This is a genomic window from Lentzea roselyniae, from assembly GCF_039537795.1.
Taxonomy (GTDB): Bacteria; Actinomycetota; Actinomycetes; order Mycobacteriales; family Pseudonocardiaceae; genus Lentzea; species Lentzea atacamensis.
This window is the reverse complement of the sequence record NZ_BAABBE010000010.1, coordinates 282,432-297,247: the sequence shown is the minus strand read 5'-3', so window position 1 is coordinate 297,247 and position 14,816 is coordinate 282,432. Positions and strand designations below refer to the sequence as shown.

Genomic DNA, 14,816 nt, shown 5'->3' with positions numbered 1-14,816 from the left:
ACAACAGGCCCAGCACATAAGCCCGCGCCCGCCTGCGGGTCTGGACCTGCACGAACCTGCCTGCGAACCGGGCGAACAGGTCGTCGAACCCGGCCCGCCACGCGTCCAGGTCTAAGATCGGCAACGCGGCCACCGTTTCGCTTCGAGTCCCAACACACCTCGAAGTTGATCACGGTGGCCGTCTCACATCCCGGCCAGGTCATCAACCAAGATCACGCCATGCGGCTGTAGTACTAGGGTCGCGGCGTGAGTGAGCTGACGGCTTGGTTGCTCGACTCTGACCCGGCCCTGCGGTGGCAGGTTGAGCGGGACCTGCTGGGGGCGCCGCGTGCGGTTTGGGAGGGGACGCGGGCTCGGGTTGCCGTTGAGGGGTTTGGGGCTCGGCTGCTTGCCGAGCAGGGGGCGGACGGGATGTGGGACGGCGGAGCGTTCTTTCCTGCAGGGGGTGGCGGGGAGGAGGGGCAGCCGTGGACGGCTACTACGTGGTCGCTCAACTCCTTGCGGGAGTGGGGGGTTGACGCTGAGGTGCTTCGGGCTCGGCGGACGGTCGAGTTGCTGGCTGAGGGGTGTCGGTGGGAGTACCGGGGGCTGCCCTATTGGGGTGGTGAGGTCGACTGCTGCATCAACTCGTGGACGTTGGCCAACGGGGTTTGGCTCGGGGTGGACGTCGGTGGGATCGCTGAGTGGTTTGCGCGGCATCAGCTTGAGGATGGCGGGTGGAATTGTGAGTGGGTTGAGGGGGCGACGCGGTCGTCGTTTCACTCGACGCTCAACGCGCTCAAGGGATTGCTTGCTTTTGAGCGGGGACGGGTCAGTGAGGTCAGGCGGGTCGGCGAGGAATATCTGATTCGGAGACACCTGTACAAGCGGTTGTCCACCGGGGAGGCGGTGGGGGAGTGGGTCGCTGAGTTCCGGTCGCCGTTTCGGTGGGGGTACAGCGTGCTGAACGCTGCGGATTACTTTCGGCAGGCAGGGAGGAAGGATCCGCGGATGGCTGAGGCTATCGGGATGATCAGGGCTCAGAGGCAGGCTGACGGCACCTGGTTGCAGGCTGGGCGGCATCCCGGGCGGGTGTGGTTCGAGATCGACGTGGAGGCGGGGGAGCCGTCCAAGTGGCTCACCTTTTACGCGATGCGGGTTCTTGAGTGGTGGGACAACGGTTAGATCCAGCCTCGGGCTCGAGCGAAGCGGGCCGCCTCGTGGCGGTTGGAGGCGCCGGTTTTGCCCACGGCTGAGGAGAGGTAGTTGCGGACCGTGCCTGGGGAGAGGGAGGCGCGGCGGGCTATTTCGTCGATCGGGGCGCCTTCCAGTGCCAGTTCCAGGACGTCGGCTTCTCTTGGGGTCAGAGGGCTGTCGCCTGCGCTGATGGCTTCGGCGGCCAGGGCTGGGTCCACGTAGCGGCCGCCGGCGTGGACGGTGCGGACGACGGTGGCCAGGACGTCGGAGGATACGGTTTTCGGGAGGAAGCCTCGCACTCCGGCGGCCAGGGCTCGTTTCAGGTGGCCTGGGCGGCCGTGGCTGGTGACGATCATCGTGGAGCACGTCGGCAGGTGTGTGGAGAGGGCTTGGGCTACGGAGACGCCGTCCAGATCGGGCATTTGGAGGTCGATCACGGCCACGTCTGGGCGGACTACTCGGGCTGTGGCCAGGGCTTCGGCGCCGGTGGCGGCCTGGGCCACCACTTCGAGGTCGTCTTCCAGCGACAGCAGTGCGGCCATGGCGCCGCGGATCAGGTGTTCGTCGTCGGCCAGGAGGATTCGGATCACGGGAGCTCCACGGTGAGCACGAAACGGTTGGGAGCTTCCGCCGCCGCGGTCACGGCGCCGCCCAGGGCTGCCACGCGTTCGCGGAGGCCGGTCAGGCCGCTGCCGAAGCGGAAGTCGGACGTGGAAACGCCGTCGTTGGACATGGTGAGGACCTTGCCGCGCAACGTGATCGTGCACGTGCGGGCCTCGCTGTGGCGCAGGACGTTGGTGACGCCCTCGCGCACGGCCCAGCCGAGGGCGCCTGCTGGCTCGCCGGAGACGTCCACCTCGCCGATCACGCGGCAGTCGATGCCCGCGGAGTCCAGGAGGGAGCGGGCGCCGGCCAGTTCTGCGGAGAGGTCGGCGGTGCGATAGCCGCTGACGACGGCGCGCAGCTCGTCCAGCGAGTCCTGGGCTATTTGGCGGACCTCCAGCATTTCGTCGATGGCGGTGGGACGGCCGCGGCGGGCCAGTTGTGCGGCCAGGTCGGCTTTGAGGGCCACCACGGAGAGGTTGCGGCCCACCACGTCGTGCAGGTCGCGGGCGAAGCGGAGGCGTTCTTCGGCCACGGCCAGGTTGGCGCGGACCTCGCGGGAGCGGTCGAGTTCCCAGACGAGGCCGAGCATCCAGAGCGTTGTGCGGAAGGCGAAGGCCACGAACAGCAGCATCACGGTGGTGAAGATGACGCGGCCGGGTGGGGCGGTCAGCCACACGTAGGCGCCGCCGGCGAGGGAGGCGAGGACGATGGTGCGGGGGCCGACCACCGCGGACAGGGTGGTGATCGTCAGCATGAGGACGATCAGCGTGATGCCGTCGGCGGGGCCGTCCGGCTTGCCCGGTGTCGGGTGCGGGAACGCGAGCTTGCCGGCGATCAGGACGGCGGTGGTGAACGCCAGGTAGATCGCCAGCAGCCGGCGGGGGTACGGGGCCCTGCCGAGGTAGTGCTCGATGCCGAGGTGGACGAGCGGGAAGCTGAGGGCCACGTGGCCGAGCCCGACGGCGGAGATCAGGGCCAGGGCGACGGTGCTGATCTCCGCGGCCATGCCCAGGAGCACCAGTGGTGGCAGTGCCAGGTAGGTCAGGTAGAACGTGGCGCGGACGAACAGGTCGAACCGCTCCGCGTTGCCACGGGACCGCCACCAGCCGAGCAAGCTCACCTCCGAGGATCCCAGCGGAACCAGCGTCGTACAGCGTAGGTCCCGAGGCCGATCCACACCGCCAGGACGATCAACGGGCGCAACACCGGGCCGTCGGCCCAGCCCGCCCGCATCAGGTCGAGCACCGGGGTCAGCGGCAGCAGGCGCAGCACGGACGCGACGCCGTCCGGCATGACCGACAGCGGAATCATGACGCCCGAGCCGAGCACGCACGCCACCAGCACCGGGAGCGACGTCACCTGAGCCATTTCGACCGTGCGTGTGAACGCCGACGACGCCGCGGCCAGCAGGACGAAGACGACCACGCCGCCGGCGACACCCACGAGCAGGAACCACGGCCGGGACGGCACCGCGACGCCCGTGATCACCCCGACGATCACCGTGAACAGCACCATTTGCACCAGAGCCACCGCGATGGACGGCAGGGACGCGCCGAGCAGGATCTCCGGATCTGTCAGCTCGCCAACGCGAAGGCGTTTCAGAACGAGCTCTTCACGTCGGGCGACGAACGTGGTGACGAGGTTGTAGTAGACGGCCATCAGCAGCACGAAGCCGGTCAGCCCGACGATCAGCGGCACGCCGTCCCCGTCCGCCGCCATCAGCGCCGGCACGAGCAACGCCGGTAGCAGGAGGGAGTTGAACAGCGCGGTCCGGTTGCGCCAGAACAACTTCAGTTCAGCCTGCCCCACAGCCACGGCCCTCATGCCGCCTCCTCCGCGATCGCCAGGAACGCCTCCTCCAGCGACGCCGACCTGGCGTCCAAGCCGGACAGTTCCACCGAATTGACATGAGCCCACGAGAGAAGCTCGTGCAACGTCTGTTGCAGGTCATTGGTCCGCACGGTCACCCGCCCGGACGCCTCCTCCGTCACCACCACGGGCAGCGGAACCCCAGCGGGCGGCACGAATGAAATGCGAGCCGGATACGCGTCCACCACCTCGGAAACCGTTCCCTGGGCGACGATGCGGCCCCGGTGCATGATCGCCAGCCGGTCTGCCAACGCCTGCGCTTCTTCCAGATAGTGCGTCGTCAGCAGCACGGTCACGCCTTCACGCAGAAGTGCGCGAATCAGTTCCCACGTGTTGCGCCGGCTTTCTGGATCGAGTCCGGTCGTCGGCTCGTCGAGAAACAACACCTCGGGCCGTCCCAGCAACGCGAGCGCCAGGTCGAGACGACGGCGTTCGCCACCGGAAAGCTGTTTCACCCGCACCGGCGCCCGATGTGTCAGGTCAACAAGAGATAACGCTTCGTCGACCGGCCGGGGAGAGGTCAACGTCCCCGCCCACATCTTTGTGGCCTCGGTCACAGTGAGGTCGGGTGGGAAGCCGCCTTCCTGCAGCATCACGCCCACGCGCGGCCGAACGAGCGCGCGCTCTCGGAACGGATCATGCCCCAGTACCGACACCGTGCCCGCCGCCGGACGTGAGAGCCCTTCCACAACCTCCACCGTCGAGGTCTTTCCCGCGCCGTTCGTACCGAGCAAAGCGAACATCTCGCCCCGCTCCACATCAAATGAGACGCCCCGTACAGCTTCGAAACCCCCGCTGTACCGGCGGGTCAGCCCCCGCACCTCGATCGCTGTCATGAGCCCACGATCTCGGGAAATGCGGTGAAACGGCAGTGTCGCGACACACCAGAAACCCATGACAGATGTCATGCCGGCTATCTGAGGGGTTTCCCCGCGTCCACTCGCGACGGTCGCGCTCTCACCTAATCTCGCCCCAGTGGCCGCGCCCGGTCCAGCTTTGCCGCCGCCCGGACCGGGCGCGGCCGCCACCGGGATCCGGCGGGTGGCAGGGGCCCGCCGGATCCCGTCCAAGCCGAGGGGAGTCGTCACGTGCAGGAACTGCTGCGCGGGCGCCAAGGGGAGCTCGCCGCACTGCGAGCCGCGTTCGAGGCCTCCGCCTCGCGCGGTCGTCTCGCCGTGGTGCGCGGTGAGCCGGGAAGCGGACGTTCCGAACTGCTCCGGCACGCCACCGCGATGTGGCGGGCCGAGGGCGTGGCGGTGGTCAGCCACCGGCCGAGATCACGTGCCGTCGTGCTGGTCGACGACGCCGACCAGCTCCACGACCCGGTCCTGACCACGACCGCCATGCGGATGCCCGGCTGCCTCGTCGTCGCGGTGTGCCGGGACCACGCCGAGCTGGCCGAGGTCGTGGACGTCGTCATCGACATGTCAACGTTGTCACCCGAGGTCGTCACCGAGCTGATCACCACCCGGCGCCCGCTTGACCACAGCGTCGTCGAGGCGCTGCGCACCGCACTCGGTCCGCTGTACGGCAACCCCGGCACGGTCCTCGCGACCCTCGACGAGCTGAACCTGACGCCGGTCGGCGACCTGCTCTTCCTCGTCGATGACCGGATCAGCCTGCCCGGGAACCACCCGCTGCTCGACCACGTCCACGGCCTCGCCCACCGCGTCGCGCTGCTGTGCGTCGTGCGCCAGGGCATCGAGGTCAGCGACCTCACGCTGCTCAAGGAAGACCTGGACGCCTGCGGCCGCGCTCTGGACGAGCTCGTCGAACGCGGCGTGCTCACGCCGGACCTCGACGTCCTCTGCCCGGCGCTCGCCAACGCGATCGCCGACCGGGGCGGTGAGGACGAGGTCCGCAGGATGCACGTCGCGCTCGCCGCCGAGTCCGCCGACCCGGACCTGGTCGCGCTGGCCGGCCCCGACCTGCCGGACGCGCCGCGCAGGGCCCGCTGGCTCGCCGACCGCGCCGCCGAGATCCAGGGCACCGATCCGGACCGGGCCGGTCGCTGGCTCGCCGCCGCCGTGCGGATGACGCAGGACCGCCCGTGCGGACGACTGTTCTTCCTCACGCTCTCCGTGCTCACCGCCACCGGCCAGGACGAGCTCATGGGCACCGTGCTGACGGAACGCGTCCACGAGGACTCCAGCACTGATGCCGCCGCCATGCTGTTGATGCTCAACGGCGAGCAGCCACCGATCAACGGTGGTCCCGCCGTAGCGCTGGCACGGTGGTGGCTCGGCGAACGTCCCGACTGGACGCCTCTGCCGATGACCACGCACGACGACGAACAGGTCATCACCAACGCCGAGCTGAACGCGATCTATCACGCGTTGCGCTTCGACGTCCAAGCCTGTCGCACCGCGTTGAGGTTCGTCCGCGACGAACACGCCAGGGAGTGCTTCGACGAGCTCACCGAGGCGGGCACGGCCGGTGACGTCGCCACCGTCCTGGAACTCGTGCTCGGTCAGCGGTACCGCACCCCGGACCACGGCCCGTTGAAGCTCTACCAGCGCGTGCTCCGCGACTACGCCAACGCCGACTTCACCGCCGCACTGCAAGGTGTGCGCCAGCTCGAACTCACGAAACGCCCGACGCCTGCCCACCACCACGGCCGTGTGCTCGCCGCGGCGATGCATTCAGCACGCGGCGAGCACCGGCAGGCCTTCGCGTGGCTCGCCAAGGTCAGCCACGCGACCCGATACGCACCTACGCGCGCCTTGGTCGAGTGCGGCCTGCTGCACCGCGCCGGCGACTCCCAGGCCGCGGTCAACCTCGCCTGGCGCACGCTGCAAAGGGCGAAACGAGCCGACATCAGGCCGGGCGTCGGCCGGTTGATGCTGCAGGCGCTGCAGATCGCGTTGCGCAACGACGACATGGCCATCGCGCGCACGTTGATGACCGAGATCACCGAGCTGCACCGGCAGGACGACTGCCGCTGCACGCTCCAGGTCCTCTTGCTGGCCAAGGGTTTGCTCTACGGCGACCCGGCGGAGGCGGCGAGAGGCGCCGACGTCGTGCGACGGCGGGGCCACCGCCCGGACCTGCTGTGGGCGTGCCACATCCTCGCCCAGTTCTGCGACGACCCGCGCCACGTCGTGCGGGAGCTGCGCGCCATCGCGAAGGAGGGCGGCTCGTCGTTCCTGTTGCCCGCCAGGGTTTCCGCGTTGATGCGCAAGTTCGGTGTCCACGCACCGCGCGCGACGACAGGCCCGAGCGGGCTCACCCGCACCGAACTGCGCATCGTCGAACTCGTACGCGCCGGGCAGACGAACCGCCAGATCGCCACGGAGCTCGACGTCAGCGAGAAGGCCGTCGAGCACCACCTCACCCGCCTGTTCCTGCGCACCGGTGTCCGGTCGCGCGTGGAGCTGGCCGCCGCGAGCCTGGCGGGCAGGCTCGACGACCGAGGAGCCACCGGATGACGGGAACGCTGAGCCACCCGGACGCCTCGAACCTGATCGCCAGAGACGACGCACACACGAGCGTGGTGTGGCCGCTGCTGTCGGGGACCGCGCGGCTGGTGCTCGTCACCGGGGCCGCGGGCATCGGCCGCACCGCTTTGCTCAACGAGGTCCGGGACACGCTCGAACATCAGCGTGTGCGCACAGCAGACGTGCCACTGCTGCGCGCCGACCGCAACCGCCCCCAGGCTGTGGTCGCCCGTGTCCGCGAGGAACTGGACCGCTGGTCACGGCCGCCGGTGCTGTTCCTCGACGACCTGCAGCGCCTCAACCACGACGTGCTGCGCGCGCTCCTTGACGCCTTGCCGTACCTGGCGACCTGTGTCGTCGCCAGCTACCGCACGCCCGTGCGTCTCGAACACACGGATCTGGCCGACGCGCTGGAGACCAGTCCACTGACCGAAATCGTGCCGCTCTCGCCGCTGAACCGGTCCGAGGTCAGCCTCATGTTCACGAGCCTGCTCAACGTGTCCGCGGACCCGGAGCTGGTGCGCCGGCTGCACCAGGACAGCCGCGGTGTGCCCGGCCTGGTCGATCTCGCGGTCGACGGGTACCTGCGCGGCGGTGCCCTCAGGATCATCGACCGCACCGCGTACCTGGTGGAGGAACCGCGCGGCACCGGCCACCGGCACCCCGCGGTCGAACGGATCCGGCTGCTCGGCGAAGCCGCGTGGCGGACGGCGAAGGCCATGGCGATCCTGCATCCGCTCGGACCGGCGGCCGAAGAGCTGCTCGGCGACACCGGAGCGTTGCCGGAGCTCGAAGCCGAAGGCATCCTCGTGCGACACGACGACGGCTGGCGGTTCCGCGCCCCGGTACTCGCCAACGCGCTCGCGGCCAGCCTCGGCCCGTACGAGCGCCACGACCTCGGATGGCGCGCGGTGAGCGCGATCTGGGACGGCAGGGCGTTCTGCGCGAACCCCGGCTACCTCCCGGACCGGCTGATCGACGCGGGCGGGTTCGCCGACGCAGAGAAGGCGGCCACCCAGCTCCTCGCCGCCGGCCGCGCCGCCGTGCTGCACGACCCCGCCGCCCGCCGCTGGCTCCGCGCCGCCGCCGACCGCGCCACCAACCCGGCACAACAGGCGGAAGCACTGTTCATGCACGCCGTCGCGTGCGCTTCCCACAACGACTTCGTCAGCGCGATGGCCAGCGCGGACGCGGCACTCGAGCTCCCGGACGAGTTCACCCCCGACCAAACACAGGAGCTGCACCTCATCCGGCTGGTCGGCATGTGCGCGGCGGGGGACAGGGCCGGGCTGCGCAAGGTTGCCGACGGCAGCTGGCGCTCGTTGCCCGGTGGTACGGCAGCGCGGTTCATCGGCCGTGCGGTGGCCATGTGCTACACGGACCGATGGGACGAAGCGGCGAAGTTGCTCGCCGGCACGCGCAACACGTGGCGGCTGGGCAACGCCGCCACGGTGACGTTCGGCGAGATCTTCGGGATGAGCGCGGCGCTGATGACCGGGCGGATGGCCGAGTTCGAGCGGGTCGTCAGCGATCCGGGACTGTGCCCGCTGTACGCCGTCGAACGGCACCGGCCGGCGTTGCAGGCGGCGATGGCGCGGTGCCTGTTGCTGCTGGGCGAGGCGAAGCGGGGTGCGCGGATGCTCGCGGGCCAGCCGCTGACGGCGGCCGACCTCGCGTTGCTGGGAGGCGCGGAAGGGCGGTGGGACGACGCGCTCGGGCACGCCCGCAAGGCACTCGTCACCGGGTCGACGCTCGGCCAGGTCGCGGCGCACACCGCGTTGGCACGCGACCTCGCCACGATGCTGGTCACGCGCGCGAAGCTGACGCGTGCGCGCGAGGTCATCGCCGACGCCCGCGTCGGGCAGAACGTGTTGCCGCACGTGCTGGACGTCCCGGAATCGGACCTGGAACTGGTGCTGGGTGCGCGGGACAAGAGCCGCCAGGTGCTGCAGCGCGGGCTCGCGTTCGCCGCGCACCACGCGATCGTGATCGGCACCGACGAGCTGGAGCTGCGGCTCGCGATGATGTCGCTGGAGGACGACGACCGCGAGGACGCCGAGTTCCGGGTCGAACGGCTGGCCGACATCGCCGAGACGATGGACACCGGCCGCGCGCACCGCAACCACCTGCTGGCCCGCGCGGTGACCTGGCACGACAAGTCCGCGGTCGCTGAGGTGCGCAGGCTGGTCGCCGAACGCGGCCAGCCCCACGAGATCGCGCTGACGTTGACCGCGTTGGCGTCGCACGGGCTCGGTGACGCGCAGACGTTGCGTGAGGCCTATGAGCTGTTCGGGACCATGGACGCGTTGCTGCCCAGGGCAGTGGTGCGGCATCTCATGCGTGAGCACGGCGTCGCGGTGCCGGGACGTGCGGCGACGACGGCCGAGCAGGAGCGGCTGCTCGCGTCGCTCGTCGCGGAAGGACTGACGAACCGCGAGCTGGCCGGAGTCCTGCGGACGACCGAGAAGAGCGTCGAGGCGAAGCTGACCCGCCTGTTCCAGCGCACCGGCTACCGGTCACGCGTGGAGCTGGCGACCGCGATGCTCACCGGCGAATACCGTTGAGGAACCGCGCGACGGGCCACACTCCGTCGGACGTGTTGCCGAGCACCGTGCGCGTGATGCCCGTTTCGGGTTGGTGCACGGTCTTGAACGACACACCGGCGTCCCACCCGACCAGCTGCACCTCGCTGGTCGACTCGTGCAGCCAGAAACCGAGCCCGTACCGCAGCTTGTCCTCTGGGATCTCGCTGTGCGGCCGCACCATCTCGGCGACCTGCTGCTCCGACACGATCCGCCCGGCGAAGAACGCCCGCCAGAACGCGCTGACGTCGGCCGCCGTGGTGTAGATCCCGCCGTCACCGCCGCCGCGGATCGGCAGGTGGAACACGTTGGTGCGCCACTCGCCGTCGATCGGCAGGTAGCCGATCGCGGTGCCTTCGCCGAGCGAGTCCGACCGCAGGAACTCCGTGCCGGCGAGACCCGCCGGCTCGCAGACCCGTTGCCGCACCAGGTCGTGGTACGGCACGCCGCTCGCCCGTTCCGCGATCAGGGACAGCACGACGTAGCCGCCGTTGTTGTAGGCGAACCCGGTGCCGGGCGGGAACTTCTGCGGATACCCGTCGAGGATCGCCAGGTACTGCTCGATGTGGAGCAGGTTCTGCACGGGCACCGGCAGGACGTACTCGTTGATGTCGGTGATGACCTCTTCGTCGAAGTAGTCACCGATGCCGGACCGGTGTGCCAGCAGGTGCCGGACGGTGACCTCGTCGTCGATCAGCGGGAGGTCGTCGCCGAGCAGCTCGCGCGCTTTCGTGTCGTAGCTCAGCGTGCCGTCGTCGATCAGGCTCACCACGGCCAGCGCGGTGAAGGCCTTGCAGCCGCTGGCGATCGCGAATCTCGTGCCGACCGTGTTCGCGATGTTGTAGCCGCGGTGCGCGAGACCGTACGCCTTCTCGAACACCGCGCCGTCCTGCTCCACCCGGACCACGCCCGAGAAGTTCGCGGTGCGGGCGACCTCGTCCAGCTCGTCTTCCATGCGGCGACGGTGACACGGCCCGCGCCGCGACGCGCGTCAATTTCCGATGACCGGACTCACGGGTGGTAGCGGCCCGCGACCTCCGTGATCTCCCCGTCGCCGTTGAAGGTCAGGCGCGGCGCGTACGGCGGTGACTGCATCGCCAGGAAGTCCGCTCTGCCGCACTCGACCGCGCCGAGCCCGTTCCGCGACAGCTGGAGCCCGCTCGGTGTCCCGCAGCCCACCGCCGTGCGGATCACCACGTCCTCCGCGAGCTTCGAGACGTGCCGGTCCTGGGACAGCTCGTGGACGTTGGAGCTGTTCTCCTCCGCCAGGCCTGATCTCGGCGTCGACCCACTCCACGGTGCCGTCGGGGTGGATCGCGGTGATCACCACGACGTCCACCGAGTCCGGCACCAGCCACACCGCAACGCCCACGACCGGCAGCAACGCCGCCGCCCACAACCAACGCTTCATGCCGTCTTGACGCCGCCATCGGCCGCGGAGTTGCGTGCGGACCGTGGACAACGTGAGCGCGACCCTGACCTTCGCCGTTCCGGCCGCGAAGGTGTTCGCGGTGCTGGCGGACCCGACGACCCACGCCGCGATCGACGGCACCGGCTGGGTCCAGGAGGTCGTCGACCCGGCACCGCTGACCGAGGTGGGACAGGTCTTCCGGATGGCCATGCATCACGACGACCATCCCGACGGCGATTACCAGACCTTCAACAAAGTGGCTGTCCTCGACGCTCCGCACGCCATCGGCTGGCTGACGGGATACCAGAAGGACGACGGGGAACTGGGGTTCGGCGGGTGGCTCTGGCGTTACGACCTCACACCACTCCGGCCGTCCGCGACCGATGTGACGCTCACCTACGACTGGTCCGCGGTGCCACCGTCCATCCGCGAGTACCTGGAGTTCCCGCCGTTCGGCCCCGACCACCTCGCCAACTCCCTCCAGCACCTGGCCGAACTTGCGCAGCGTTAGATTAAGACCGTAATCTTACGCTCGTGCCAAAACACGCGGATCCCGTCGAGCGACGCCGTCAGGTGGTCGACGCCCTCTACCGGGTGGTCGACGCCGAAGGGCTGGACGCGGCGAGCCTGCCCAGGATCGCGAGGGAGCTGGGTGCCACCACGGGCTTGCTGCAGAAGTACTTCCGCAGCAAGGACGAGCTGCTGCTGTTCGCGCAGGACCAGCTCGTGGAGGAGCTCACCGCGAGCGTGCAGGCGGTCCTGCGCCGGGAGGGGAGTCTCCAGGACCGCCTCCACGACGCGTTGTGTGCCATCGCGCTCATCGACGACGCGGCGCGCGCACGCGTGTGGCTCGCGTTCGCTGCCCGTGCGGTGGCGAACCCTGTGCTGCTCCAACGGCATGTGGAAGGCGCGCGGGAGATCAGGGATCTGTGCCGGCACGTGCTGGAGGCCGCGGGCCTCGACGGCGGGGAGGCCGTCGGGCTCGCGGCGCTGGTCGACGGGGTGACGACGCAACGCGCCCTGGAACCGGACGTGATGACGGTGGAGGTGGCGAAGCGGGTGATCTCGGGCCACCTCGCGAAGATTTGGGGGAACGGATGACATCGGGGCTCGTGGCGGCGCTGGCCGGGCTGGCGCTGCTCGACTCGACGAGCATCGGGACGCTCTTCATCCCGATCTGGCTGATGCTGACACCGGGCCGGCTGCGGCTCTCGCGGTTCGGCGTCTACCTCGGCACGATCACGGTGTTCTACTTCGCGGTCGGCGTGCTGATCGTGCTCGGCGCGTCGCAGGTGATGGACCATCTCGACAGCCGGCTGGCGCTGTGGATCCAGCTGGTGATCGGCGTGTTCCTGTTCGTGATCAGCTTCCGGTTCGACGGCAGGAAGAAACCGGACACCGGGAAGTGGCAGAACCGGCTCAACGCCAACGGCTCGGCGGTGGCGCTCGCGGGCGTCGCGGTGCTGGCGGGTGTCGTCGAGCTCGCGACGATGCTGCCGTACCTGGGCGCGATCGGCATGATGAGCGCCGCCGACCTCGGCCTCGGCCAGGTGGGGCTGCTGCTCGCCGGGTACTGCCTGGTCATGATCGTGCCGGCGGTGCTGCTGCTCGGCGGGCGGCTGGCGCTGCGCGACAGGATCGAGCCGTTCCTCACCCGGATCAGCACCTGGTTCACGGAGAAGGGCGCGAGCACGACGGGATGGATCCTCGGCATCGCCGGGTTCCTGGTCGCACGGGATGCCATCGCACGGCTGTTCTTCCTGTGAACCATTTGGTCCAGTTGGCTGAACGACCGCGTTCCGTTTTCCTCCTACACTCGCGAGGATGACTCAGCTGGACGATCCGCGCAGATCGGTCCCGCGGGAGCTGGCACCGTTGCTCCGAATGGAAGTCACGCCCGTCTCGGTGAGTATTTTCGAGGCGATCGAGAAATCGATTCCCGAATACAGCCAGTTCCGGGACAACGTCGTCGATGGCATTCGACAGGCTCTGGTGAAGTTCGTGGACAGGATCGCCGAACCGGATTCCGCCGGCGATCCGCACGACGACATCCACCGCAAGCTCGGTGCGTGGGAGTTCAAGTCCGGCCGCAGCCTGGACAGCCTGCAGGCGGCGTACCGGATCGGCGCGCGGGTGGCGTGGCGGCACGTGTGCGCGTTCGCCGAGCGGCGCGAGCTGTCGCTGCACCAGATGTCGGTGCTGGGCGAGGCGATGATCGCCCACGTCGACGAGCTGGTGAGCCTGTCGGTCGAGGGGTACGCGGCCGCGCAGGCGAGTGCGGCGGGAACGCTGGAACGCAAGCGGCGCAAGCTGATGGAGCTGCTGGTCGGTGATCCGTCGAGCAACTGGCAGGCGGTGCTGGACGCGGCGCAGGCGGCGGCGTGGCCGATGCCCGACCGGTTGTGCGCGGTAGCGCTTGAGCCGTCTGCCGCACCCGCCGACGACCTCCCGCCGGACGTGCTGGTCAACTTCGAGGACGCGACCCCGTACCTGCTGGTGCCGAACCCGGTCGCGGTCGCGCGCTGGATCCGCCGCGCACTGCCGGGCTGGCGCGCGGCGGTCGGGGTGCCGGTGGTGCCCGCCGAGGCACGCGGGTCGCTGGCCTGCGCTCGCCGGGTGCTGACGCTGGCCCGCGAGAAGGTGCTGCCGGACCGCCCGGTGCTCGACTGCGCCGATCATCTGGTCGAGCTGACCGTGCTCGCGGACGAGTTCCTGGCCCGGCAGCTGGCCGAACGGGCGCTGGCGCCGCTGGCCCCGCTGACCGACCGGCAGCGCACGAAGCTCGCCGAAACGCTGCTCGTGTGGCTGTCGGCACGTGGCGGCGCGCCGGAGGTGGCCGCCCGGCTGCAGGTGCATCCGCAGACGGTGCGCTACCGCGTGAACCAATTGGACGAACTGTTCGGCGACCGAATGCACGACGCCGAGGAGCGGTTCACGCTCGAGCTGGCGCTGCGTGCCCACTATTTGTTGGATCGAGGCTGACAAATCGCTGCGAGCCAATTCGTACGCAGGTGACAAAAGAAGGTTTTCTCTTGCATTGCGGAATCTCCGGTGGTTAGTTTACTGACGAGTAAAGCAACACCGCCTTCTTGCAGTTCAATGTCGTACTGATGGAGGTCCCTGCAGATGAAGACCGGACTTTTCGCACGCGCCGCTGCCTGCGTTCTGGTTGCCGGAGCGCTGAGCGTGGCGACGGCCGGCACCAGCTTGGCCGGGACGGCCCAGCTGAACATCACCTACTCCTGCAACTTCTCGATCATCGGTGCGCAGGACATGCCGACCACGGTCAGCTCCTTGGACCTGCCGGACTCGGCAACCGCGGGTGTGCCCACCGCGCCGTCCAACACGACGGTGAAGAGCACGGTGTCGGAGGATGCCACCACCACGCTGTTCTGGCTCGGCGCGAAGTCGGTTGACGGCACGATGACCAGCCAGGTTCCTGTCACCAACGAGGGAGCCACCCAGACGCTGACGTCGGTGTCGACCATCCCGAACACGCCGGTCCCGACCAGCGGCACGTTCGACGTGACGGCCACGGGCACCTTCCCGGCGATGACGCTCGTCAACGCCGGTACCGCCACGATCACGCTCGGCAGCGCGGAGCTCAAGCTGACGCCGCGTCAGGCGAACGGTGACCCGACGTGGCTGGGCACGATCACCGTGCCCTGCACCGTCAAGGCCGGTCAGAACACCCAGTTCTACTCCTTCCCGGTGGCCTGAACCGGTCCCGTGATG

The 14,816-nt window shown here is 69.3% G+C and carries 14 protein-coding genes and 1 pseudogene; 8 read left to right on the top strand and 7 right to left on the bottom strand.

The annotated features are described in order from the left end of the window. Window positions 1-118 (bottom strand): annotated as a pseudogene (locus tag ABFX45_RS46545) (IS701 family transposase); the annotation flags it as partial. Window positions 119-246: 128 nt separating this feature from the next. Here ABFX45_RS46545 and ABFX45_RS20575 point away from each other — a divergent pair. After that, complete coding sequence (locus ABFX45_RS20575; protein ID WP_428834173.1) at window positions 247-1,164, top strand: prenyltransferase/squalene oxidase repeat-containing protein; 918 nt, start codon at window positions 247-249, stop codon at window positions 1,162-1,164. On the opposite strand, the gene ABFX45_RS20570 is transcribed toward ABFX45_RS20575, so the two are convergent. Genes ABFX45_RS20570 through ABFX45_RS20555 form a run of 4 tightly spaced genes read right to left on the bottom strand, consistent with a single transcriptional unit; the run spans window position 1,161 to window position 4,487 of the window. Beyond that, entirely contained in the window at window positions 1,161-1,766 is a 606-nt protein-coding gene (locus ABFX45_RS20570; RefSeq protein ID WP_109642418.1) for a response regulator transcription factor, read from the bottom strand. The genes ABFX45_RS20575 and ABFX45_RS20570 overlap by 4 nt on opposite strands. Beyond that, window positions 1,763-2,902 (bottom strand): sensor histidine kinase, encoded by a 1,140-nt coding sequence (locus tag ABFX45_RS20565; RefSeq protein ID WP_346131692.1) that lies wholly within the window; start codon window positions 2,900-2,902, stop codon window positions 1,763-1,765. The genes ABFX45_RS20570 and ABFX45_RS20565 overlap by 4 nt, the downstream gene beginning before the upstream one ends. Continuing rightward, window positions 2,899-3,606: an ABC transporter permease gene (locus tag ABFX45_RS20560; protein ID WP_109642421.1), complete on the bottom strand. Its 708-nt coding sequence runs from the start codon at window positions 3,604-3,606 to the stop codon at window positions 2,899-2,901. Before ABFX45_RS20560 ends, ABFX45_RS20565 begins: the two co-directional genes overlap by 4 nt. Continuing rightward, the gene (locus ABFX45_RS20555; protein WP_346131691.1) at window positions 3,603-4,487 is read right to left on the bottom strand and encodes an ABC transporter ATP-binding protein; all 885 of its coding nucleotides are present in this window, start codon (window positions 4,485-4,487) and stop codon (window positions 3,603-3,605) included. Before ABFX45_RS20555 ends, ABFX45_RS20560 begins: the two co-directional genes overlap by 4 nt. A gap of 252 nt (window positions 4,488-4,739) precedes the next feature. Between ABFX45_RS20555 and ABFX45_RS20550 the strand changes: the two genes are divergently transcribed. Together ABFX45_RS20550 and ABFX45_RS20545 are read left to right on the top strand one after the other, a co-directional pair. Then, entirely contained in the window at window positions 4,740-7,079 is a 2,340-nt protein-coding gene (locus tag ABFX45_RS20550) for a helix-turn-helix transcriptional regulator (RefSeq protein ID WP_346131690.1), read from the top strand. Further along, the gene (locus tag ABFX45_RS20545) at window positions 7,076-9,652 is read left to right on the top strand and encodes a helix-turn-helix transcriptional regulator (RefSeq protein ID WP_346131689.1); all 2,577 of its coding nucleotides are present in this window, start codon (window positions 7,076-7,078) and stop codon (window positions 9,650-9,652) included. Before ABFX45_RS20550 ends, ABFX45_RS20545 begins: the two co-directional genes overlap by 4 nt. On the opposite strand, the gene ABFX45_RS20540 is transcribed toward ABFX45_RS20545, so the two are convergent. After that, complete coding sequence (locus ABFX45_RS20540) at window positions 9,633-10,625, bottom strand: serine hydrolase domain-containing protein (RefSeq protein WP_346131688.1); 993 nt, start codon at window positions 10,623-10,625, stop codon at window positions 9,633-9,635. The genes ABFX45_RS20545 and ABFX45_RS20540 overlap by 20 nt on opposite strands. Before the next feature lie 56 nt (window positions 10,626-10,681). Continuing rightward, window positions 10,682-10,864: a hypothetical protein gene (locus ABFX45_RS20535; RefSeq protein WP_346131687.1), complete on the bottom strand. Its 183-nt coding sequence runs from the start codon at window positions 10,862-10,864 to the stop codon at window positions 10,682-10,684. Window positions 10,865-11,133: 269 nt separating this feature from the next. Between ABFX45_RS20535 and ABFX45_RS20530 the strand changes: the two genes are divergently transcribed. The 5 genes from ABFX45_RS20530 (at window position 11,134) to ABFX45_RS20510 (ending at window position 14,801) form a co-directional block, all read left to right on the top strand. Next, entirely contained in the window at window positions 11,134-11,592 is a 459-nt protein-coding gene (locus ABFX45_RS20530; RefSeq protein ID WP_233440277.1) for an SRPBCC family protein, read from the top strand. Window positions 11,593-11,615: 23 nt separating this feature from the next. Then, window positions 11,616-12,182, top strand: a complete 567-nt coding sequence (locus ABFX45_RS20525; RefSeq protein WP_346131686.1) for a TetR/AcrR family transcriptional regulator — start codon at window positions 11,616-11,618, stop codon at window positions 12,180-12,182. Then, the gene (locus ABFX45_RS20520; protein ID WP_346131685.1) at window positions 12,179-12,847 is read left to right on the top strand and encodes a GAP family protein; all 669 of its coding nucleotides are present in this window, start codon (window positions 12,179-12,181) and stop codon (window positions 12,845-12,847) included. The genes ABFX45_RS20525 and ABFX45_RS20520 overlap by 4 nt, the downstream gene beginning before the upstream one ends. A 58-nt stretch (window positions 12,848-12,905) precedes the next feature. After that, the gene (locus tag ABFX45_RS20515) at window positions 12,906-14,063 is read left to right on the top strand and encodes a PucR-like N-terminal domain-containing protein (RefSeq protein ID WP_346131684.1); all 1,158 of its coding nucleotides are present in this window, start codon (window positions 12,906-12,908) and stop codon (window positions 14,061-14,063) included. Between the two features lie 144 nt (window positions 14,064-14,207). Continuing rightward, complete coding sequence (locus ABFX45_RS20510) at window positions 14,208-14,801, top strand: DUF6801 domain-containing protein (RefSeq protein ID WP_346131683.1); 594 nt, start codon at window positions 14,208-14,210, stop codon at window positions 14,799-14,801. Window positions 14,802-14,816 lie beyond the last annotated feature (15 nt).